General features: G+C 44.7%; 19 protein-coding genes. 12 read left to right on the top strand and 7 right to left on the bottom strand.

What is annotated here, in order from left to right; genetic code table 11:
* Positions 1–45: 45 nt before the first annotated feature.
* A complete protein-coding gene (locus ZX61_RS16520) occupies positions 46–1,191 on the bottom strand; it encodes a Na/Pi symporter (RefSeq protein ID WP_049845697.1) in 1,146 nt (381 codons plus the stop codon).
* Positions 1,192–1,601: 410 nt separating this feature from the next.
* Between ZX61_RS16520 and nhaR the strand changes: the two genes are divergently transcribed.
* Together nhaR and ZX61_RS16530 are read left to right on the top strand one after the other, a co-directional pair.
* A complete protein-coding gene (nhaR, locus tag ZX61_RS16525; RefSeq protein ID WP_049845698.1) occupies positions 1,602–2,492 on the top strand; it encodes a transcriptional activator NhaR in 891 nt (296 codons plus the stop codon).
* Between the two features lie 171 nt (positions 2,493–2,663).
* Positions 2,664–2,966: an ArsR/SmtB family transcription factor gene (locus ZX61_RS16530; protein ID WP_049845699.1), complete on the top strand. Its 303-nt coding sequence runs from the start codon at positions 2,664–2,666 to the stop codon at positions 2,964–2,966.
* Positions 2,967–3,058: 92 nt separating this feature from the next.
* Here the strand turns inward: ZX61_RS16530 and rpsT are convergent, their stop codons facing one another.
* A complete protein-coding gene (gene rpsT, locus ZX61_RS16535; protein ID WP_004410238.1) occupies positions 3,059–3,319 on the bottom strand; it encodes a 30S ribosomal protein S20 in 261 nt (86 codons plus the stop codon).
* Positions 3,320–3,566: 247 nt separating this feature from the next.
* Here rpsT and murJ point away from each other — a divergent pair, with 247 nt between their 5' ends.
* From murJ to ZX61_RS16570, 7 genes are all read left to right on the top strand, one after another.
* Entirely contained in the window at positions 3,567–5,129 is a 1,563-nt protein-coding gene (murJ, locus tag ZX61_RS16540; RefSeq protein WP_049845700.1) for a murein biosynthesis integral membrane protein MurJ, read from the top strand.
* 92 nt (positions 5,130–5,221) lie between these two features.
* Complete coding sequence (ribF, locus tag ZX61_RS16545) at positions 5,222–6,166, top strand: bifunctional riboflavin kinase/FAD synthetase (RefSeq protein ID WP_049845701.1); 945 nt, start codon at positions 5,222–5,224, stop codon at positions 6,164–6,166.
* 55 nt (positions 6,167–6,221) lie between these two features.
* The gene (gene ileS, locus ZX61_RS16550) at positions 6,222–9,050 is read left to right on the top strand and encodes an isoleucine--tRNA ligase (protein WP_049845702.1); all 2,829 of its coding nucleotides are present in this window, start codon (positions 6,222–6,224) and stop codon (positions 9,048–9,050) included.
* Between the two features lie 66 nt (positions 9,051–9,116).
* Positions 9,117–9,620 (top strand): signal peptidase II, encoded by a 504-nt coding sequence (gene lspA / locus ZX61_RS16555; protein WP_049845703.1) that lies wholly within the window; start codon positions 9,117–9,119, stop codon positions 9,618–9,620.
* Positions 9,621–9,857: 237 nt separating this feature from the next.
* Positions 9,858–10,289, top strand: coding sequence for an FKBP-type peptidyl-prolyl cis-trans isomerase (gene fkpB, locus ZX61_RS16560; RefSeq protein ID WP_049845704.1), 432 nt, complete (start codon positions 9,858–9,860; stop codon positions 10,287–10,289).
* A gap of 26 nt (positions 10,290–10,315) precedes the next feature.
* Positions 10,316–11,281: a 4-hydroxy-3-methylbut-2-enyl diphosphate reductase gene (gene ispH / locus ZX61_RS16565; RefSeq protein ID WP_049845705.1), complete on the top strand. Its 966-nt coding sequence runs from the start codon at positions 10,316–10,318 to the stop codon at positions 11,279–11,281.
* Positions 11,282–11,482: 201 nt separating this feature from the next.
* On the top strand, positions 11,483–14,248 hold the full coding sequence (locus ZX61_RS16570; protein ID WP_049845706.1) for a M16 family metallopeptidase: 2,766 nt from the start codon (positions 11,483–11,485) through the stop codon (positions 14,246–14,248).
* A gap of 102 nt (positions 14,249–14,350) precedes the next feature.
* On the opposite strand, the gene ZX61_RS16575 is transcribed toward ZX61_RS16570, so the two are convergent.
* Positions 14,351–15,835 carry a carbon starvation CstA family protein gene (locus ZX61_RS16575; RefSeq protein WP_049845707.1) on the bottom strand — a complete coding sequence of 495 codons (1,485 nt, stop codon included), beginning with the start codon at positions 15,833–15,835 and terminating at the stop codon, positions 14,351–14,353.
* A 205-nt stretch (positions 15,836–16,040) separates the two neighbouring features.
* Between ZX61_RS16575 and ZX61_RS16580 the strand changes: the two genes are divergently transcribed.
* The gene (locus ZX61_RS16580) at positions 16,041–16,382 is read left to right on the top strand and encodes a DUF2799 domain-containing protein (RefSeq protein WP_004744846.1); all 342 of its coding nucleotides are present in this window, start codon (positions 16,041–16,043) and stop codon (positions 16,380–16,382) included.
* Positions 16,383–16,434: 52 nt separating this feature from the next.
* Here ZX61_RS16580 and murQ read toward each other — a convergent pair whose 3' ends face one another.
* Together murQ and ZX61_RS16590 are read right to left on the bottom strand one after the other, a co-directional pair.
* On the bottom strand, positions 16,435–17,361 hold the full coding sequence (murQ, locus tag ZX61_RS16585) for an N-acetylmuramic acid 6-phosphate etherase (RefSeq protein WP_049845708.1): 927 nt from the start codon (positions 17,359–17,361) through the stop codon (positions 16,435–16,437).
* Between the two features lie 8 nt (positions 17,362–17,369).
* Positions 17,370–18,485, bottom strand: a complete 1,116-nt coding sequence (locus tag ZX61_RS16590; protein ID WP_049845709.1) for an anhydro-N-acetylmuramic acid kinase — start codon at positions 18,483–18,485, stop codon at positions 17,370–17,372.
* A gap of 99 nt (positions 18,486–18,584) precedes the next feature.
* On the opposite strand from ZX61_RS16590, the gene nagZ reads away from it, so the two are divergent.
* On the top strand, positions 18,585–19,571 hold the full coding sequence (nagZ, locus tag ZX61_RS16595; RefSeq protein ID WP_049845710.1) for a beta-N-acetylhexosaminidase: 987 nt from the start codon (positions 18,585–18,587) through the stop codon (positions 19,569–19,571).
* 50 nt (positions 19,572–19,621) lie between these two features.
* Here the strand turns inward: nagZ and btsR are convergent, their stop codons facing one another.
* On the bottom strand, positions 19,622–20,341 hold the full coding sequence (gene btsR / locus ZX61_RS16600) for a two-component system response regulator BtsR (protein ID WP_049845711.1): 720 nt from the start codon (positions 20,339–20,341) through the stop codon (positions 19,622–19,624).
* Positions 20,342–20,350: 9 nt separating this feature from the next.
* Entirely contained in the window at positions 20,351–22,027 is a 1,677-nt protein-coding gene (locus ZX61_RS16605; protein ID WP_049845712.1) for a sensor histidine kinase, read from the bottom strand.
* A gap of 237 nt (positions 22,028–22,264) precedes the next feature.
* On the opposite strand from ZX61_RS16605, the gene ZX61_RS16610 reads away from it, so the two are divergent.
* Positions 22,265–23,338, top strand: a complete 1,074-nt coding sequence (locus tag ZX61_RS16610; protein ID WP_049845713.1) for a 3-deoxy-7-phosphoheptulonate synthase — start codon at positions 22,265–22,267, stop codon at positions 23,336–23,338.
* Positions 23,339–23,343: the final 5 nt, after the last annotated feature.

The raw sequence follows: 23,343 nt of genomic DNA on the forward strand, positions 1-23,343 counted from the left end.
CCGCTACCTTAGTAGCGGGCTTTCAAATAAGCGATGGTCTTTGTATTAAGCTGTTAGCGCTAGGATTGTGCCTGGCAGTGCAACGAACACTGCTAATAAGTAACCAGCTACAACCGCTTTGTTCTTCACAGCCATGTCAGAGATTATGTCTGCACCTTTTACAGGTAGTTCACGTAGGAACGGAATACCGTAGATGAATACTGTCGCCAAGATGTTGAACACTAGGTGTACTAGAGCAATCTGTAGTGCGAATACCGCAAACTCACCTGATACTGCTGTCGCTGCTAATAGAGCGGTAATACAAGTACCGATGTTTGCACCTAGAGTGAACGGGTAAACGTCACGCACTTTAAGTACACCAGAACCGACCAGTGGAACCATTAGGCTTGTAGTCGTAGAAGAAGACTGTACAAGTACTGTTACGATAGAACCAGAGAAGATACCGTGGATTGGGCCACGACCAATTGCGTTCTTTAGAATCTCACGAGCACGGCCAACCATTAGGCTCTTCATTAGCTTACCCATTACAGTGATTGCTACGAAGATAGTCGCGATACCTAATACGATAAGTAAGATACCACCCATTTGGTCACCAAATGTTGCTAATGGCTCTTTAACTGCGCTTACGACTGGTTTAGTTAGAGGCTTAATGAAGTTCAAACCTTTAATGCTCATATCGCCAGTTGCTAGGAATGGAGATACTAACCAGTGTGAGATCTTATCAAGAATACCAAACATCATTTCGATAGGTAGGAAGATCGCAACCGCTAATAGGTTAAAGAAGTCGTGGATAGTCGCACTTGCAAATGCGCGCTTAAATTCTTCTTTGCAACGAACGTGACCTAGAGAAACTAGAGTGTTGGTTACTGTTGTACCGATGTTCGCACCCATCACCATAGGGATAGCTGTTTCTACCGGAAGACCGCCGGCCACTAAGCCCACGATAATTGAAGTTACTGTACTTGAAGATTGGATAAGTGCTGTTGCGACTAAACCGATCATCAAACCTGCTACAGGGTGAGAGGCAAACTCAAATAGAACCTTGGCTTGATCACCTGTTGCCCATTTGAAACCACTGCCTACCATAGATACCGCTAGAAGTAGCAGGTACAACATGAACGCCAAGTTAGCCCAGCGCAACCAGCGAGTAGTGCTCGAAATTGGTGCCGCTGCAGTAGTAGCTTGGTTCATAATCATTTTCTCCGTGGACCGTTAATGTCTTAGTTATGGTCTGTTGTTGAAACTGAGGGCGATGTTAGAGGGGAAATATTTCAGTAATATTACAGTTATATGTAATGAATTTTTTTTTATCTAGATAGGCGATTGTTAACTGTCTTTTGAAATTTACAATGAGCTTAAGTATTTGTTATTAAGCCTTTTTTCTGTGGCTTTTAGGCCAAATGTAAGATGTGATTAGAATCGAAAAAATCGCAGAAAAATTTCGGATATCGACAGCTTTATGACAGTTAATGGTCATATTACCAGTCCTGATTTCGGTAAAAGTTACAATAAGCAAAATTAATGTAGGTATTCTCGAATTATTGTTGTCATGCGCTGCATTTGCTATAACCTACTCACTAAAATAAGAAGAGTATTTCTCTATGTCACACTTAAACTACAACCACCTTTATTACTTTTGGATGGTATGTAAGCAAGGCTCTGTTACCAAAGCTGCCGATGCGCTGTTTCTGACTCCGCAAACTGTTACTGGTCAGATTAAAGCACTCGAAGAGCGTATGGATGGTAAGCTCACCAAGCGCAATGGGCGAAGTGTCGAACCGACAGAACTTGGCCAATTAGTGTTTAAGTATGCTGATAGAATGTTTGGCCTTAGCTATGAAATGCTCGATATTGTTAACTACAGTCAACGCTCTAACATTCTGTTTGATGTTGGAGTCGCCGACGCGCTATCTAAAAGGCTAGTCAGCAAGGTATTGCTAACAACGGTTCCAGATGACAACAGTATCCATTTACGCTGCTTTGAATCGACTCACGAAATGCTATTGGAGCAACTAGCGCAGCATAAGTTAGATATGATTCTATCGGACTGCCCGGTTGATTCGAGTCAAAGCCCTGGCCTCTACAGTAAGAAGCTTGGTGAATGTAATATGAGTTTCTTCTGTTCGGGTAACGTTGACGATGTGAGTTTTCCTGCGGTATTAGAGCAACGCAAATTGCTGATTCCGGGCAGCCGGACTGCGATGGGGCGTAAAGTTCTGCAATGGTTTGATCGTCAAGGCTTGCAGCCAAATATCTTAGGTGAGTTTGATGATGTGGCTTTGATGAAGGCCTTTGCTCGCTACCATCATGACGTAATTTTCCTAGCTCCCTCTATCTACATGTCTGAAGTTGAAAGCGACCTTCCTCTACAACTTATCGGCCATATTGATGAGTTAAAAGAAGAGTACTATGTCATATTCGCAGAGCGAATGATTCAACATCCAGCGGTGAAGAATGTTTGTGATGCAGACTTCCCAACCCTATTTAATTAGACGACGATCTATTTGAACAAATAGATTAGTTGTTACAATTCGATTAATATCTGAAATAGTTCACTCTAAAATAATTAAATATACAGTGAATCTCGTAACCGTTCGACAGCGTTACTTATTGTGTAAGGCTGATGTTTGTAGAAGTATTGTTGTAGGAAGAGGTAGTGGCCGATGAATCTACAAGAGATGGAAAAGAACTCTGCTCAGGCTGTAGTCCTGCTTAAGGCGATGGCCAATGAGAGGCGTCTTCAGATCTTGTGCTTATTACACAATCAAGAGCTGTCAGTAGGGGAGTTGTGCAGTAAGTTGGAGTTAAGCCAATCAGCGTTGTCGCAGCATCTAGCGTGGCTACGTCGAGACGGCTTAGTGCACACTCGTAAAGAGGCGCAGACAGTTTATTACACTTTGAGCAGTGAAGAGGTGAAGGCAATGATCCAATTGCTGCACGATCTTTATTGTTCAGAAAAGCAATAAATGTATCGAGGTTTGTAGTTTAACCTCGAAATTTTGATATAAAAAAACCGGCTAATGCCGGTTTTTTCTTTCACTGGGTAATCAGAGTTCTATTAAAGAGCTTTGATTGCAGCAGCGAAACGAGACTTATGACGTGCAGCTTTATTCTTGTGAATAAGGCCTTTAGTTGCCATGCGGTCTAGGATTGGTGTAACTGTAGCAAACGCTTCAGTTGCAGCAGCTTTGTCGCCTGCTTCGATAGCAGCAACAGTTTTCTTCATGTAAGTACGCATCATTGAGCGACGGCTAGCGTTGTGCTGACGACGTTTCTCAGCCTGGATAGCGCGCTTCTTAGCAGATTTACTATTTGCCAAGGGTCTAACTCCCAAAAACTTAGTTCAGTGACAATTTAAGGGCGAGGAATATCCCTCATTTGCGCTTAAATGTCAAATAATTTGTGCAAAAACCAATCGCGTCAAACTAATTTTGGTTTGAAAGGTCTTCACGGTTAAGATGGCGGGGATTCTAACAGCATTTTTTTTTCAATGCTAATACTAATCTGCTCTGGTTATGACATTCCTGTTGTAAAGTAGAGCAAATTTTTTGATTCCCGAGGTAAATGTGAGTAAACGCCTACTCAAGTCAGGCATGATAGTCAGTGCTATGACCTTGATCTCTCGAGTTTTAGGCTTAGTTCGAGATGTTGTTGTTGCCAACCTGATGGGGGCAGGAGCCAGTGCCGATGTCTTCTTCTTTGCTAATAAGATTCCTAATTTTCTAAGGCGCCTATTTGCGGAAGGCGCGTTTTCACAAGCCTTTGTTCCGGTTTTGACGGAATATCATGCCGCTGGGGATATGGACAAAACTCGTCAGCTTGTCGCAAGAGCTGCGGGTACATTAGGTGTTATTGTCTCTATTGTCACTGTGCTGGGCGTACTGGGGTCAGGCGTGGTGACGGCTCTGTTCGGCTTTGGCTGGTTCTTGGATTGGTTAAATGGTGGACCTTCGGCAGAAAAGTTTGAGCTTGCAAGCTTAATGCTCAAAATTACCTTCCCTTATTTATGGTTTATAACCTTTGTTGCTTTATCGGGAGCGATTCTCAATACCTTAGGCAAGTTTGCGGTTTCTTCCTTTACCCCTGTTTTCCTTAATGTAATGATTATTCTGTCGGCGTGGTTTATTGCTCCGCAGTTATCTCAGCCAGAAATAGGGCTCGCGATAGGGGTATTTCTTGGAGGCTTAGTTCAGTTTTTATTCCAGATACCATTTCTGATTAAGGCTGGCGTGATGGTTAAACCGAAATGGGGTTGGCGCGATCCTGGGGTAGTAAAGATTCGCACCCTAATGATTCCTGCCCTGTTTGGCGTATCGGTGAGCCAAATTAACCTGTTATTTGATACATTTATTGCCAGTTTTCTTCAAACAGGCTCCATCAGTTGGCTTTACTATTCAGACCGCCTGTTAGAGTTTCCACTGGGTTTGTTTGGGATTGCAATCGCAACAGTCATTCTACCGGCGTTATCTCGTAAACATGTCGATGACCATAGTGATGGTTTTGCACAAACCATGGACTGGGGGATACGCATGGTTACATTGCTCGGTATTCCTGCCATGCTTGGTTTAATGGTATTGGCGAAACCTATGCTAATGGTGCTGTTTATGCGCGGTGAGTTTACCCCTCAGGATGTTAATCATGCCTCGATGTCACTGGTTGCTTACGCGTCAGGCCTACTCAACTTTATGCTGATTAAAGTACTGGCTCCCGGTTACTACTCGCGCCAAGACACTAAAACGCCAGTGAAATATGGCATTATCGCGATGGTCACTAATATGGTTTTTAATGCTATCTTGGCTTGGTTCTATGGTTACGTGGGTCTTGCTATCGCAACGGCGCTGTCTGCCTTCGTTAATATGTCTCTTTTATATCGAGGGCTACATATTGCAGGTGTGTATCATCTGACCAAAAGAACCTTGTTATTTATCGGCAGGCTAGTGATTGCTGGTGGCTTCATGGTTGCTACTATTTTATGGCAGTTAGAAGAGATGAATGTGTGGCTAACGTGGTCATTGCTAGAACGAGTTTTATGCCTTACCGCTCTGATTGGATTGGGAGCAGGGATCTACCTTGCAACGCTGCTTGTTCTGGGAGTGCGTTTAAAAGACTTAAAAGCAGCGACAGAGTGAACATGATTAGTATATAATCCGTCAGTTTCACGCAACGTTAATTCTTTTTATTGAGAATTTTTTGCCAAATTAACAAGTTTTAGTAGTCTCCAATGGAATTGATTCGAGGTATTCACAATATCAAACCACACCATCAAGGGTGTGTATTGACGATCGGAAACTTCGACGGTGTTCATCTCGGGCATCAAGAAGTGTTACGTCAAGTGTATGAACAAGCCAAAGAACTGGGTTTACCTTCAACAGTAATGACATTTGATCCTCAACCATTGGAGCTTTTTGCTAAAGGTAGAGCGCCAGCGCGTTTAACACGTCTTAGAGACAAGTTTGTTCAATTGAGCAAGCTCAATATTGAACGATTGCTTTGCGTGAACTTTAATCATCAATTCGCTAATCGATGTGCTGACGAGTTTATTAGTGACTTGTTGGTGAAGCGTTTGGGTGTTAAGTTTCTCGTCGTAGGTGATGATTTCTGCTTTGGTCGTGGCCGAAAAGGCAATTTTGCTATGCTGCAAGAAGCAGGCAAAAAGTTCAATTTTGAAGTGGTCAGCACTCAAAGCTTTTGTTTACAACAATTGCGTGTAAGCAGTACTGCGATTAGAGAAGCCTTAGCGCAAGATCAGCTTGAGCAAGCAGCAGAAATGTTAGGGCGTGATTACAGTATTAGTGGGCGAGTTTCACATGGGAGAAAGCTGGGTAGAACCATTGGCTTTCCTACGGCTAATATCCCACTAAAACGTTGCGTGTCGCCAGTTTCTGGCGTGTATACCGTTCAGGCTTTAGGCTTGGGCGAAGAGCCTGTAGGCGGTGTCGCTAATATTGGTAATAGGCCAACAGTTAATGGCGTACGACAACAACTCGAAGTACATTTATTCGACTTTAAAGCCAACTTATATGGCAAACAGCTAGAAATCGTACTTTTAGATAAGATTCGCGACGAACATAAATTTGAGTCGTTCGAAGCTTTGAAACAACAAATTGAATTGGATGCTGAAGCAGCAAGGGTGTGGCTGCGTCAGTATAAAGCCCAAGCGGTTTAGTTCGCTGCTTGGCATAATGTCTAACTGTCACCCAACACAACGGAATTAAGAATCGATGAGTGAGTATAAAGATACCCTGAACCTTCCTGAAACAGGGTTTCCGATGCGTGGCAATCTGGCAAATCGTGAGCCAGAAATGCTTAAGCGTTGGTACAAAGAAGACCTTTACGGTGAGATCCGTAAAGCGAAGAAAGGCAAAAAATCTTTCGTTCTACACGATGGCCCTCCATATGCGAATGGTGACATTCACATTGGTCACGCACTAAACAAGATTCTTAAAGACATTATTATTAAATCCAAAACACTTTCTGGTTTTGATGCACCGTACATTCCTGGTTGGGACTGTCACGGTCTACCAATTGAACTAATGGTAGAAAAGAAAAAAGGCAAGCCAGGTCAAAAAATCTCTGCGGCTGATTTCCGTGAAGAGTGTCGTAAGTACGCGGCAGGTCAGGTAGAAGGTCAAAAAGAGAGCTTCAAGCGCCTAGGTATTATGGGTGAGTGGGATAAGCCTTACCGCACCATGGATTTTGCTACTGAAGCAAACATTATCCGTGCTCTCGGTAAGATTGCTGATAACGGCCACCTGCTAAAAGGTTTCAAACCTGTTCACTGGTGTACAGACTGTGGCTCTGCGCTTGCTGAAGCAGAAGTAGAGTACAAAGATAAAGTTTCTCCATCTATCGACGTTCGCTTTAAAGCAGCAGATGAAGCGGCACTTCTATCTAAGTTCTCATTGAACGAAGGCCATGAAGGTGAAGGCGACATCTCTATTGTTATCTGGACAACTACGCCTTGGACACTGCCAGCAAACCGTGCAGTATGTCTACGTGATGATCTAGAGTACGTATTGATCCAAGTAGAAGGTGAGTTGAAGGAGCGTATCATCGTTGCTTCTGAGCTAGCCAAAGACGTGATGGACCGTGCGGGTATCGAGCACTTCCATAACCTTGGTTTTGCAAAAGGTAGCGATCTTGAGCTATCTCAGTTTAATCACCCATTCTACGACTTCACTGTTCCAGCTATCCTTGGCGATCACGTCACAACTGATTCTGGTACTGGTGTCGTTCACACCGCACCTGGCCACGGTCAAGAAGACTTTGCAGTCGGTAACAAGTACAACCTAGAAGTGGCAAACCCAGTAGGTTCAAACGGCGTTTACCTGCCAGATACTGAGCTATTTGCTGGTCAGCACGTATTTAAAGCCAATGATGCAGTTGTTGAAACGCTAAAAGAGAAAGGCGCGCTTTTACATCACCACGCATACGAACACAGCTACCCGCATTGTTGGAGACATAAAACGCCAATCATCTTCCGTGCAACACCACAATGGTTCGTATCTATGGACCAAGCGGGCCTACGTGCAAAAGCACTAGAGTCAATCAAAGGTGTTGAGTGGATGCCAGAGTGGGGGCAAAGCCGTATCGAAGGTATGATCGAGGGTCGCCCAGAGTGGTGTATCTCTCGTCAACGTACTTGGGGTGTGCCAATCGCTCTATTCGTTCATAAAGAAACAGCAGAGCTTCATCCAAACACGATCGAACTAGTCGAGAAAGTCGCTCAGCTAGTTGAAGAGAAAGGCATTCAAGCTTGGTGGGATCTAGAAATCTCTGACCTACTAGCTGAAGAAGCGGATAAGTACGAGAAAGTACTCGATACGCTAGACGTATGGTTCGACTCCGGTGTGACTCACTACTCAGTTGTTGATGCTCGTGAAGAGTACAACGGCGCGTCGGCAGACCTATATCTAGAAGGCTCTGATCAACACCGCGGTTGGTTCCAGTCTTCACTAATTTCATCTATCGCGATGAAAGACGAAGCACCATACAAGCAAGTACTTACTCACGGTTTCGTAGTTGACGGCCAAGGCCGTAAGATGTCGAAATCTATCGGTAACGTTGTTGCGCCAAAAGATGTGACTAACAAGCTAGGTGCAGATATCCTGCGTCTATGGGTTGCTTCAACTGACTACACGGGTGAAGTTGCGGTTTCTGATGAAATCCTAAAACGCTCTGCAGATGCATACCGTCGTATCCGTAACACAGCGCGTTTCTTCCTTGCTAACCTAAGCGGCTTTAACCCAGCAACGGATCTTGTTCCTGCTGAAGAAATGGTTGCTCTAGACCGTTGGGCTGTAGGTCGTGCACTAGCTGCACAAGAAGAGATCGTTAAAGCTTACGGTGAGTACAATACTCACGCCGTAACACAGCGCTTAATGCAGTTCTGTTCTATCGAAATGGGTTCATTCTACCTAGACGTAATTAAAGACCGTCAGTACACAGCGAAACTTGGTGGTCACGCTCAACGTAGCTGTCAGACTGCACTTTACTACATTGTAGAAGCGCTTGTTCGTTGGATGGCGCCAATCATGTCGTTCACTGCAGACGAGATCTGGAACGAAATGCCAGGCGAACGTGATAAGTTTGTTTTCACAGGCGAGTGGTACGAAGGTCTGTTCGGTCTAGCTGAAGGCGAAGAGCGTAGCAACGAATTTTGGGCTGAAATCCAAGCGGTTCGTGGCGGTGTGAACAAACTGCTAGAAGACGCTCGTAAAGAGAAGGCAATTGGTGGTTCTCTGCAAGCTGAAGTTACACTTTACGCTGATGATGTACTAGCGGCGAAACTAAGCAAGCTTGAAGATGAGCTACGCTTTGCGCTACTGACTTCAGCGGCGGTTGTTAAGCCTCTAAGTGAGAAGTCAGATGCTGCGCAAGCAACAGATGTCGAAGGCTTATTTGTTGAAGTGAAAGCAACTGAAAACGAGAAGTGTGACCGCTGCTGGCACCACACTCCAGATGTTGGCACCATCGAAGGTCACGAGAAGATCTGTGGTCGTTGTGTGTCTAATGTTGATGGTGAAGGCGAAGTACGTAAATTCGCTTAAGATTAGCGGAACTTTATTGAAAATTCATAGCCCCAGTATCTACTGGGGTTATTTTTAGGATCCAAAATGTCAAATATTCCATTAAAACAATCAGGTGTACGTTGGCTGTGGCTGGCGATTGTGATCTTCTTTGCTGATATTGGCATCAAGCTGTTTGTTATGGATAACATGGGGTATGGTTGGGCAAACCGCATTGAAGTATTGCCTTTCTTTAACTTATTGTATGTTCACAACTATGGCGCCGCATTTAGTTTCTTGAGCGACCAAGCAGGTTGGCAGCGTTGGCTGTTTACCGGTATCGCCTTTGTAGTAACAGCTATGCTGACTTACTGGATGAGTAAGCTCACCGCAAAGGAAAAGTGGAACAACATTGCTTATGCGATGATTATCGGTGGTGCGGTGGGTAATGTGTTTGACCGTGTCGTTCATGGCTTTGTAGTCGATTACCTCGATTTCTTCTGGGGCAACTATCATTGGCCAGCATTCAACTTAGCTGATACCACCATTTGTGTTGGTGCTGCGATGATCATTCTTGATGGTTTCCGCAAGAAAGAAGATGCCAAAGCCTAATTCGTGATATATCGAATAACCCTAGGCGCTGTCGGTTGATTCCGATGGCGCTTTTTAGTATACCCGTCATATTTAAAAGCTGCAGCGTTGCTGACTGCGATAATTCCCCGGTTCGCCGGCCGCCCAAATAACATAGCGCACTATGCTCATAGGGTTGAATCATCTTGTCGCCTAGCTGCAACTCCAACTATTTAGGGTATGCACCTATAAAAATAACGACCTCAAGGAAGCAATAACGTGACTACAATTGCCCAAGATTCAGCAGTAACTCTGCACTTTACCATTAAAATGAAAGATGGCTCTGTTGCCGACAGTACCCACAATATGGGAAAACCAGCCAAGCTAGTGATTGGTGATGGCAGCTTGAGTGAGAACTTTGAACAGTGTCTTCTCGGGCTAACTACTGGCGAAAAAAAGGAAATTGAGCTTAAAGCGCAAGATGCGTTTGGCATGCCTAACCCGGACAATATCCACCATATGGACAGAACTAAGTTTGTCGGTGATGCAGAAGTTGAAGTCGGGACGATTATGGCGTTTTCAGGCCCAGATGGAATGGAAATTCCTGGAATCATTAAAGAAATTGCTGGGGACTCAGTGACCGTTGACTTTAACCACCCTCTAGCAGGACAAGATGTGACTTTTGAAGTTGAAATTTTGTCAGTAGAATAGCGAGCCAAAGCGAAAATATAATCATCATGAGCAATGAAATGAAAATTAAGTTAGCTAACCCACGTGGCTTTTGTGCCGGTGTTGATCGCGCGATCAGCATTGTTGAGCGAGCACTCGAAATGTACCAACCACCTATCTATGTACGCCACGAAGTTGTACACAACCGATTTGTGGTGGAAGGGCTAAAACAACGTGGTGCTATCTTTGTTGAAGAGTTACATGAAGTACCTGATGACAACATTGTAATCTTCTCGGCTCATGGTGTTTCTCAAGCGGTACGCAAAGAAGCAAAAGAGCGTGATTTAACCGTATTTGACGCAACTTGCCCATTGGTGACTAAAGTTCATATGGAAGTGGCGCGTGCAAGCCGCAAACACATGGAAGTCGTGTTGATAGGACACGTAGGCCACCCTGAAGTTGAAGGGACTATGGGGCAGTATGCAAGCGAGCAAGGCGGCATGTACTTAGTTGAAACTCCGGCAGACGTAGTTAGCTTAAAAGATAAAGTGAAAGATCCAAGTCACTTACACTATGTTAGCCAAACAACGTTGTCTGTGGATGAAACCGCGGATGTGATTGAAGAGCTGCGACGCGTATTCCCTGATATTCAAGGCCCTCGTAAAGATGACATCTGCTACGCAACGCAAAACCGTCAAGATGCGGTTCGTGAAATGGCGACAGATGTGGATGTAGTGATAGTGGTGGGTTCTAAAAACTCATCCAACTCTACTCGTCTTAAAGAGCTTGCAGAGAAACTAGGCACACCTGGTTACCTGACCGATTGCCCTGAAGACATCGAGCCGGAGTGGTTTGAAGGGAAAGTGAGAATCGGCGTAACCGCCGGGGCTTCTGCGCCAGAAGAGCTAGTTAACAAGATACTAGATCGTATTAAAGATCTGGTAGGTACTCGCTCTGTCGAAGAGATTCAAGGCCGTGAAGAAAACATGTTCTTTGAAGTGCCTAAAGAGCTGCAAATTAAACAAGTAGACTAAATTAGTTGAATCTAGCCCCTAACTTACTCTTAAGTTAGGGGCTTTTTTGTACCTGCTGCTAAACATCTAGCTTGTTAATAACCATATAACTTTCAAGATTATCTGTTGTGAGTCGTATTTTCTTGCCATTGCATCTGGTGTATTACACTTGAGCCACGCTGAACGATATAGTGCGGTTAGTAATTGGACTAGGAGCTGTTCATGCAAGTTATTAAAAAGTGGCTTACTTTTTTTATCGTTTTACTTATCGTCGGTTGCAACAGTGAACTCGATAAGCCCATCCCAGAAGATGCTAATTGGAGCCAGTATCAACTCGATAATGGGTTGCGCTACCATCTCTATCCAACAGAGGATAAAGAGGTTTCTATTCGCCTCATGATTCACGCAGGCTCGATTCAAGAGGCTGATACTCAGCAAGGTTATGCCCACTTCGTCGAGCATATGGCGTTTAATGGCAGTCGTAACTTTACAGGTAACGATGTAATTAAGCTGTTCGAGAAAACAGGCGGCAGCTTTGGTGCTGATATTAACGCGTTCACTGGATACCAACTGACAACGTATAAAATGGATCTATCCAGTCAAGAACACCTCACACTAGCCTTGACTTGGATGAGAGATGTTGCAGACGGTATTAAGTTTGAACCTGAGCAGGTTGAGCGTGAGAAAGGCGTTATTCTTGGTGAGTTCCGCGCTACTCGACCAGAGAATGAGCCTTTGTTTACTAAAGCTTATCTAGAAGCAATAAAAGGTACGCTTATAGAAGGTAAAGATCCTTTAGGGACTCAAGAGTCAGTGAAACAGGTGTCGGTTGAAGGGCTGAAAAACTACTACCAAACATGGTACCAACCGCAAAATGCTGAGTTGATAATCTCTGGCAACATTAACAGTGAGGATCTTTCAAAGCTTATTTCACAGCAATTTTCAACTTGGCAAAGTGACGGCAAGTCAGCGGTTAACAAGCAACGTGATTACCGTATTAACGATGAGTCGTACACTTTGTTAGTGGGAGATATGGAGTCACCAAGCTTACATTTCCTGGTTGATAGAGGTCCTATCTCCATCACCACCTTTAAGCAGCAGTATCAATACTGGTTAGATGATGTTGCTCAGCAGTTAATCTCTCAACGACTTCACGCCGCGTTCAACAATGCAGCTCAGGCGGTGCAATATTCTGGCAGTTACACCCAATGGATAGAATACAATCGATATTCAGCAGCGAGTATCGCTTTTTCTGCTGATAACAGAGAGGCGAGTCAGCAACTGTTTTTAGAGACTTTACGCTCTTTAAGAGACTATGGGGTTAGCCAAAGTGAGCTAGAGAGTATTATGACTGGCTATAGCAATAGTCTGTCTAACTTTGACAGCGAGTGGGATAAGCGTAAGCCATTGCAAATTGTGGATGACAAGGTATTCGCTATTGAACAAGCAATGCCAGTGCAAAGTAGAGAGACAAATCGTAAAGCCTTGACAGAGTTTGTTACTCATGTTGATTTAAAGCGAGTCAATGAAAACATAGATGACCTGCTTTCGTCTGATCTCGCTTGGCTTCAGGGCTATAGTGCAGATGAATCTTTAAGTGAGTTAGAGCAGCCGTTCGATAAACTCCCTGAGTTGTATGCTCAATCCGGATTTAAGCCATTGGCGCTGCAGCAAGTGACCTCTGAACTTAAACAGCCAGCGACACAGGGCGAGATAGTGTCGCAATTGGATCGAGAACGTGACTTCACCGTATGGCAGTTGAGTAACGGTGTTGAAGTGTGGTACCAGCGTGATCCGAAAGCAGGTAAGAGAGCGCATCTTGTTTATGCGAGCCAAGGCGGTAAAGCTGCCCTTACACCTGAGTTGTACGCAGCAAGTGACTTACTACCTCAGTCTGCCACCCGGAGTGGGCTAGGTGAGTTTAGCGGCGCACAATTGGACAGCTACTTGCGTAAGAAAGATATCGCGGTTTTTCCATTTATTGGTCTGACGTTCCATGGGTTAGAGATAAACACAGCGGCGAAAGAGTTACCGTTAGCTCTGAATACTATCTTTAACATTTCAACAGAAGTGAAGGTTGAGCCGCGTCAACTCGAAGCCGTGAAGCAAGAGTTTTATGAGAACAATAGCGCTTATTACAACTCTCCTGAAGGGAAATGGTATAAAGCGATTAATGCTGGCACTTATCAATCAGATAGCCGACACCGTTACGTATTAAATCCAGATATTGCTGGAGTCACTAGCGAGCAAGTACTAGAAGTTCATCAGCGCTTGTTCCGCTACAACCGCGATAATAAGTTGGTCATTATTGCCGATCTTGAGCCTGCGCAAATTGCATCTATGCTGCGTAAATACATTGCTTCGATTTCGCTGCGAAAAGATGAATCTTCGCCGCTGAACTTTGATAATGGCTACAACACAGAGTTAGCGTCTTTGATTGAAGTTAATGAAGGCATTGAAAAAGGGACTATGCTGTTAACTCGCCTGATTAACACGCAACAAAGAGCGAAAACAGCCAAGGATGTTTTTGCTGAGGATGCGTTAAAACGCATCGCAAGTGCACGCCTTCTTGAAGAGGTCAGAGAAAAACGTGGCTTAGATTACTCTCCAGAGATTTACCCTGTGACTCAAGATGGAGAGCAAGTCTCTGATTGGTTTGTAACGGCAAAAGTGGCAAGCGAAGATGTCAAAGAGGTACAGCAAGCTTTAGATACCATGTTTGATGGATTAGCTAAGTCTATTACTGAAGAAGAGGTGTCTACCGCGGCTAAGCAACTTGCCGTCGCCGTTGAGCCAATTAATGATGATCCGATTCTGCGCGCTTGGTTTTATAGCCGTTACCTAATCCATGGCTATGGTATTGATGCGCTACTCGATATTGAAGGTACTGCGAATAGCATTACTTTGAATGATATTCAGCAGCGAGCGGATTGGACATTTGGTGCCAACAGTCAAAAAATTACAGCGACTTTATCTCCAAAAAATTAAACTGTGTGCCAAGGTGAAACTTGGCCTTTCTGCATTTGGTATTTCTGTATATAGAACAAAGGCTCCCGAAGGAGCCTTTTTCGCAGCAAAGATATTGTTGGTTTAGGCAGTTTCAGTGACTGCTTTTGGTTTCTCTTCGTCTGCTAGCTCTGTTTCACCTTTGCCTTTCGACGTTTTAATCACGTAACCGGCAACGGCTAGAGCAAACAAGATACCTGAGATGGTTGAAACTTGGATTGGCAGACCAAAGCCTAGCGTGCTGTTATTCAAAATGAAGGTTGCACACACAGTTGTCATGAAGATAGCCGGTACGGTCGTAATCCAGTGCAGTTTGTTGTGACGAAGTAGGTAAGCTGAAGCTGTCCATAGCATCATGACTGCGGTTGATTGGTTAGCAAAACCGAAGTAACGCCAGATGATGCCAAAATCTACTTGAGTTAATACACCACCAATAATGAACAGTGGGACGGCCATCATTAAGCGATTACGCAGTGCTTTTTGGTCAACGTTAAAGTATTCAGCTAGGATCAGGCGACTAGAGCGGAAAGCCGTATCACCAGAGGTAATTGGTAGAATCACTACACCTAGGAAAGCAATTACACCACCAAACACACCAAGTAGGCCAAATGATGCGCTGTAAACAACATTGCCTGGGCCACCATTGCTTACTGCCTCAGACAGTGCATCTAGGTTACCAAAGAACGATAAAGCAATCGCACACCAAATTAGCGCGATCACACCTTCACCAATCATTGCACCATAGAATACAAAGCGGCCGTTCTTCTCATTTTCCATACAGCGAGCCATTAATGGCGATTGCGTTGCGTGGAAGCCAGAGATTGCACCACAGGCGATGGTAATAAATAGCGCAGGCCATAGTGGCATATCGTTAGGGTTTAGGTTAGTGAACATGTCGCTCACTTGGAAATTACCCATCACGGTATGTTCGCTTGAGAACGCAACCGCAGTCATCAAACCAACAGACATGAAGATCAGTAGGGCACCGAACAGTGGGTAGAAGCGGCCAATTATTTTATCAACAGGAACAATCGTTGCGATGATGTAGTAAGCGAAAATCGCGATGACCATAGTCGTCATGCTAACCGATAGGCTAGTTTGATCATTGATTAGGTTAGTAATCATGCCTGCAGGCGCTGATACGAATACCACACCAACCAATAGCAATAGAACAATGGCAAAGATATTCATAAAGTGTTTTGCGCCATTGCCTAAGTAACGGCCAGTAATGGTAGGAACAGAGGCACCGCCGTTACGAACAGACAGCATACCTGAGAAGTAATCATGTACTGCGCCAGCGAAAATACAACCGATAACAATCCACAGCATAGCCGCAGGACCGTATAGGGCGCCCATGATAGGGCCGAAGATTGGACCAACGCCAGCAATGTTAAGTAGCTGAACGAGGTAAACTTTCTTGGTAGACATTGGCACGTAGTCGACACCATCGGCTTTCGTATGCGCTGGAGTTTGACGTTTTTCGTTAATGCCAAAGACTTTTTCTACAAAAGCCCCATAAATAAAGTATCCGCCGATTAGGGCTGCAACACAGGTTAGAAACCACAACATAGCACTTGTTCCTTAGTGAAATTGATTAAGCTCACCATGCATATTATGCGGTTACTTGGCTATCAGCATCTGGTTCTGGAGTGAGTGGTCGTATACCGAAGTGAGTGGTTTGCTGAGAAAATAAGTGGTTTTTACGTTTGGTGAGTGGCAATTATTAAGATTTAGTGGTTTGATTAATAGAAGTCTGCAAAAACAAGGAAAAACAATGAGAAACATCGTTATCGCAGCGTTAGTGTCAGTATTGGCGGCTTGTAGCAGTAGCCCAGAGCAGTTAGCTGAGCAAGGAGATTGGTATCAAATCGGTTACCAAGATGGGATCACCGGCCACACTCAACGCTCATACACTGAACTGGCGAGTTTAGGCAGTGTTAAACACGCGGATTATGAAGAGGGTTATTTAGAAGGGGTAGGCGAGTATTGTAACCCTGACTTTGCTTATCAAATTGGGTTATCCGGTCAGTATTACGAGGGTGTATGTGAAGGCACCGAAACCGCACAAAGGTTCCGTATGGAGTGGCAGCGTGGTTGGAGTGAACACCAAAATTAACGTTTTATAATGTGGAGGGAGAAGAGTGATCTTCTCCCTTTTTCATTTTTGGCTATTCGCCTTGGTGGTGCTGAACCGCTTTACGTAAGAAACCATCTTGCTTTTCTAGCTGATTCTTAGCCTGAGATAACTCCATGCCAGTCAGTAGCATCAAAATCGCCAGTTTCACATCATAATCGGTTTTCTCTAGCGTTTCGGTGGCTAGGCTCTTGTTACAATCTGTCGCTTGCATAACGATTCTGGCTGCGCGCGCGACGAGTTTTTTGTTGGTCGCTTTCACATCGACCATCAGGTTTTGATAGCTCTTACCCAAGCGAATCATACTGGCTGTGGTAAGCATGTTGAGCACGAGCTTTTGCGCGGTGCCTGATTTTAAGCGTGTTGAGCCAGTCAGTGCTTCTGGGCCTACTACTGGGCTAATGGCAATTTGGGCAATATCGGCAATGGTTGAGTCTGGGTTGCAAGACAGAGCAACAGTCGTCGCTCCAATGTCATTGGCGTATTCCAATGCACCGATGACGTAAGGGGTTCTGCCGCTCGCCGCAATACCTACCACCACATCTTTCTCGTTGAACTCGATCGATTTGAGATCTTCGACACCAAACACTGGGGAATCTTCTGCGCCTTCTTTTGCTTTTAAAATAGCTTCTGGGCCGCCAGCAATCAGGCCAATCACCATTTGATCTGAAACGCCAAAAGTCGGAGGACACTCCGAGGCATCTAGAACACCTAAGCGACCGCTAGTGCCTGCACCCATATAAACAAGTCGACCACCGACTTTAAATGCAGCGGTGATCTTGTCGACCGCTTGGGCTATCTCGGGCAGGACTTTTTCTACCGCTAATGGGACTTGCTGGTCTTGCTGATTGATTCGTTGAACAATTTCATGAGAAGACAATAAGTCGATATCCATCGTCTCTGGGTTGCGTCCCTCAGAAACGAGATGAGAAAGAGCGGCGATTAGCGCATCGTTAGTCATAGTGGTCCTTATTTATCAGCAAAGTACATCACACCAAGAGAGACCGCTTTACTGGCTCCGGTGACATCAGGTAGATTGCTTGGCAGATCGTGAATACGGCGATAGGCGAGCCAAGCAAAGGCCATCGCTTCCATATTGTTGCTGTCTACACCCTTGTCATCGGTCAACATGACTTTCCAATCAGGTAGCTGTTGGGTGAGACAACGCATAAGAAGGGGGTTGTGTGCCCCTCCGCCGCATACCAGTAGTTCCGGTGAGGAACCAACAGTGAACTTGTTCACCTCGTTGGCAATTGTTATCGCCGTATACTCACACAAAGTTCGTTGTACATCTTCCGGCTTAATAGAGAACTTAACGAGGATAGCTTCTAACCAAGGTAAGTTAAACAGCTCGCGACCCGTGCTTTTAGGAGCGCTGAGCGCAAGATAAGGCTCACTGAGTAATTCACTCAGCAATTCTTGATTGAGCTTGCCTTGCAGAGCGAATTGAGCATTGTAGTCATAGGCATTGCCAGTGTTTTTAGCACACCATGCGTCCATCAACATATTACCTGGGCCAGTATCATACCCAACAACGGCTTGCTCAGGTCGCAAAACGGAAATATTGGCGATTCCTCCAATATTAAGCACCACGACACTAGAATCTGTAGAGCCAAAAATCGATTGGTGAAAGGCGGGGACCAGAGGTGCCCCCTGACCGCCGAGAGCGATATCTTTACGCCTAAAGTCTGCAATAGTATCTATTCCAGTTAAAGCCGCAATAATATTAGCGTCGCCTAATTGGGCAGTAAACGGAGTATCACCAGTCGGTTGATGAAAAACGGTTTGACCATGATTACCGATGGCACAGATCTGCTCGGCAGAGTAGCCACTTTTATTCAATAGCGCCTGAGCCGCTTGCGCGTAAAGCTTGCCAAGTAAGTGATCAAGCTGACCAATTTCAACTAGGTTGGTTGATTGACCCAGGCAAACATTCAATAAGCGTTGCTTAAGTGAATCTGGGATTGGGTAATCATTACTACCTAGCAAGCGAACTCGGTTGTGTTCAATCTCGACTAAAACAGTATCGATACCATCAAGGCTAGTGCCTGACATTATGCCAATGTATAACTCTCTATCACTCATGGAGATTTTTCGCTAACAGTCTCGTCTAGTTATTGTAAACCGAGAATAATCCTAATACCCTCGACTGCATAGCGAAATTAAGTGAGATGTGGAGTAACCATGGGACCGTTATGGTTAGACGTAGCAGGTTGTGAATTGACTGCGGAAGATAAAGAGATTCTTGAGCACCCAACTGTTGGTGGCGTGATCTTATTTGCTCGCAACTACCATGACAGCGAGCAGCTATTGGCTTTGAACAAATCGATTCGTCAAGCGGCTAAGCGCCCAATTCTGATTGGTGTTGACCAAGAAGGAGGCCGTGTTCAGCGCTTTAAAGAAGGGTTCTCGCTGATTCCTGCAGCTCAACAGTATGCACAGTTCAACAATGGTGAACAGCTCGCACAGCAAGGTGGTTGGTTGATGGCTGCAGAGTTGGTTGCCCATGATATTGACTTAAGTTTTGCGCCTGTTCTTGATAAAGGCTTTGACTGTAAAGCGATTGGTAGCCGTGCTTTTGGTGATGATACCAATACCATTATTCGCCATAGTCTCGCTTACATGAAAGGGATGAAAACGGTTGGAATGTCGACGACGGGTAAACATTTCCCAGGACATGGTGGTGTTGTTGCGGACTCCCACTTAGAAACGCCATTCGATAGCCGAGACACTATCTTTGAACAAGATATGGCGATTTTTAAAGCCCAGATTGAATCGGGAGTTTTAGACGCAATGATGCCCGCGCATGTTGTTTTCCCACACTATGATGATCAGCCTGCAAGTGGATCGGAATACTGGCTTAAACAGATACTGCGTGAAAAGCTAGGTTTTAAAGGCATTGTTTTCTCCGATGATCTGACAATGGAAGGTGCATCGATCATGGGCGGCCCTGCAGAGCGTTCACATCAGGCGTTAGTGGCCGGGTGCGATATGATTTTGGTGTGTAACAAGCGTGACGCTCAGGTGGAAGTGCTAGACAATCTGCCTGTTATGGAAACCCCGCAAGCAAGTCGCTTATTAAAAACACAGAGCTTTAGTTTGTCTGAGCTACATAGCAGTGAACAATGGAAACAGGCTTCCGAGGCCATGAAGCGTATTGTTGACGCTTAATCTCATAGACTCACTCAATGAGCCGCACATCAAGTGCGGCTTTTTTGTTATTAGTGAAAACCCAGCATCTCTTTTAAAGTTTTCAAATAACGTCGACTCACCGGAAGTGGATGGTCACTGACAGTGATAATTTCTGCTAAGCCGTTTTCGAGTAGCTTTATCTCTTTGATTGCTTTGATGTTAACCAAAAACTGGCGGTGACAGCGAACCAAAGGCGTTTTCTCTTCAAGTACTTTTAACGTCAGCTGAGATGTGGCTTTCTGTTCATGGGTTTGAACATGGACGCCACTGATATCACTGTAGGCAAATTCAACGTCTTGGGTTGGAATAATGACGATGCGGTTTAATCCAATACATGGCACTTGATCTAAGCTGTGTGGGGTAATAGCAGCGAATTGCTGGCTTGTTGTTTGTCGAGACTTGAGTAATCGATTAACGGTTTTCTCCAAGCGACAGGTATCAACGGGCTTTAGCAAGTAATCAAAGGCATTATCTTCAAATGCTTGGACAGCAAACTCATCATAAGCGGTGACAAACACCACATTAGGCATAGTTTCAGGGTCAAGCATCGCTAACAGCTCAATTCCAGTAATCTGCGGCATTTGGATATCAAGAAACACCACGTCAGGCTTGAGTTGATTGATTTTCTTCAACCCTTCAATTGCATTGCTGGCTTGATCTATCACTTCAATGTGACCCGTTTCTTCGAGTAGCTCGGTCAGTTCCTCGCGAGCAAAAAGTTCGTCATCTATGACTAATGCCGAAAGCATGTTGATACCTTAGTACATGTTCTTATTTGGGATGATAAAGCTCATCCGAGTAAAATGGTTAGGCTCGACTTCAATATTGAGAGCTGAAGCGCGACCAAATTTATTGCTCAGTCGTTTGTCGACAATCTGCATCCCCAGACCCGCATGGTCATCGGCTGGTGGCGTGTAACTGCCAGCATTGTCTTCCACCACGACTTGGAATCCTGACTCACTTATTTGACTGTAGATGTGAATCTTACCGCCTTCCAGAAGATTAGAGATACCGTGTTTAATGGCGTTCTCAACTAACGGCTGTAGGGTAAAGGTCGGTACTTTTCGAGTTAACAGCGCTTCATCAATATCAATCGTCACTTCTAAGCGGTCGGTAAAACGCGCCTTCTCTATCGTGAGGTAGGCATTAACGTGGGCGAGCTCTTCTTTGAGTGTTACCGTCTCGATATCTTGCTTTAAATTACTGCGAAAGAATTGCGAAAGGTGCTGAATAAGTTCCCGAGCTTTAGGTGGATCGCGCCTGATAACGGCACTGATAGTATTGAGAGCATTGAATAGGAAATGTGGATTTACCTGAGCGTGCAGCAGTTTGATTTCGGCTTGAGATAACAGCGTTTGTTTTTGCTGATAATCGCCAAACAGGATTTGGCTCGAAAGCAGTTGCGCTATCCCTTCCGCCATCGACATATTGATAGTGGAGAAGAGTTTACGCTTGGGCTCATAGAGCTTAATGGTGCCGATGACCTTGTCGCCTGCGCGAAGAGGAATGATCAGCGCTGAGCCTAGCTTACAATCTGCAGATATCGAACATTGATACGGCTTTTCTGCCCCGTCTAGGTAGATGATGTCATCTTGTTGAATTGCATCCAAGGTGCTTTGTGAAGAGATAAGTGTATTGGGTTTGTGGTGATCATCGCCGATACCTACAAATGCAAGAATCTTTTCATCATCGGTAATCGATACCGCACCGACATTGGTTTCTTCATAGACAATACGGGCAATTTTCTCAGCGTTCTGCACATTGAAGCCAGAGGCTAGAATACCAACAGATCGCTCTGCAATGTTCAGCGCGCGGCGAGAAAAGGTCGCTGAGTATTCTTCGAAGATAGTTTTTCTGTCCTGCAAAATACTCATAAATAGCGCAGCGCCTACCGAGTTCGCAATGATCATTGGCGCCGCAATCGCAGAAACCAAGCTATAGGCCTGATCAAAGGGTTTGGCGACGATCAATATGATCAGCATCTGGACAATTTCAGCGACGAGAGTAATAGCGAATACTACGCTCGGGTTGAACAGTTGATCTGGTTTATTCTTGCGCACAAAATAGACATGAAACAAACCGCCAATCAGCCCTTCTGCGGTGGTTGAGATAGTACAGGCGAGATCGGTAAATCCACCTAGGGTATAACGATGCAGGCCGCCAGTCAGGCCAACAAAGAAGCCAACAATCGGACCACCAAACAATCCTCCCATGACCGCGCCAATCGCTCGCGTATTGGCGATTGCATCGTTAATCTGCAAACCAAAGTAGGTTCCCATAATACAAAATAGGGAAAATAGGACATAGACACTCAATTTGTGGCTAAGACGGTTAGAGATATTGAGCAGAGGTAAAAAGATTGGTGTCTTGCTTAACATATAAGCTAACACTAAATAGACACACATCTGCTGTAGAAGAGAAAGGATAAGATCCATAACGATTTAATCAGCGGGATTTAGGCTTATTTTAGTTAAGAATCCTCTTGGAAAACATGCTTATCTCTTTTTTTGGTGATGGAGATAACTAATTATCACAATGTAAATTAAAATTTACACGCGTGTTTTTTATTGTTTACACCTTGAAATCTAAATTGAGCCTGTTATTTTATGTCTATGTCAACCTGATCAACACGGATAAAATCAGGTGTAAAAAATGATGAACAGGTTAAAGTTATGCAAAAAAGTGAATTGAGCAATATTAATATTAGTGATGAACAAGTCCTTATTACACCTGAAGAGCTAAAAGCAAAGCTACCATTGAGTGATAATGCACGTCGTTTCATCCAAGAGTCTCGTCAAACCATTGCAGACATCATTCACAAGAAAGATCATCGACTACTTGTTGTGTGTGGTCCTTGTTCAATTCATGATATCGAGGCGGCGAAGGAATATGCTAAGCGCCTTAAAGCACTTTCAGAACAACTGAGTGACCAACTGTATATTGTTATGCGCGTTTACTTTGAGAAGCCTCGTACAACCGTCGGCTGGAAAGGACTGATTAACGACCCACATCTAGATGGTTCGTTCGATATCGAGCATGGGCTGCATGTTGGTCGTGAATTGTTAGTTGAACTCGCTGAAATGGAAATCCCACTCGCGACTGAGGCACTTGATCCAATTAGCCCTCAATACCTTGCCGATACATTTAGCTGGGCAGCCATTGGTGCTCGTACCACTGAATCACAGACGCACCGAGAAATGGCCAGTGGCCTTTCCATGCCAATTGGTTTTAAGAACGGTACTGATGGTAGTTTAGCAACGGCAATTAATGCGATGCAGGCCGCTTCTTCAAGTCACCGTTTCATGGGGATCAACCGAGAAGGCCAAGTGGCCCTGCTGACAACTCAAGGTAACCCGAACGGCCATGTCATTCTTCGTGGTGGTAAGCAGACTAACTACGATTCTGTATCGGTGACTGAGTGTGAGCAAGATATGGCTAAATATGGTTTAGAAGCATCACTGATGGTTGACTGTAGCCACGCCAACTCTCGTAAAGATTACCGCCGTCAACCGTTAGTCGCGGAAGATGTTATCCACCAAATTCGCGAAGGCAATAAATCCATTATCGGCTTGATGATTGAAAGCCATATCAATGAAGGCAATCAATCTTCAGATATTCCTCTCAATGAAATGCAATACGGCGTATCTATTACCGATGCGTGTATCAATTGGGATACAACTGAGGCACTATTACGTCATGCACATGAAGAGCTAGTCCCTTTCCTAGAAGATCGCTTGAAAGGGTAAGTAGA

Source organism: Vibrio sp. VPAP30 (assembly GCF_001188205.1).
Classification (GTDB): Bacteria; Pseudomonadota; Gammaproteobacteria; order Enterobacterales; family Vibrionaceae; genus Vibrio; species Vibrio bivalvicida.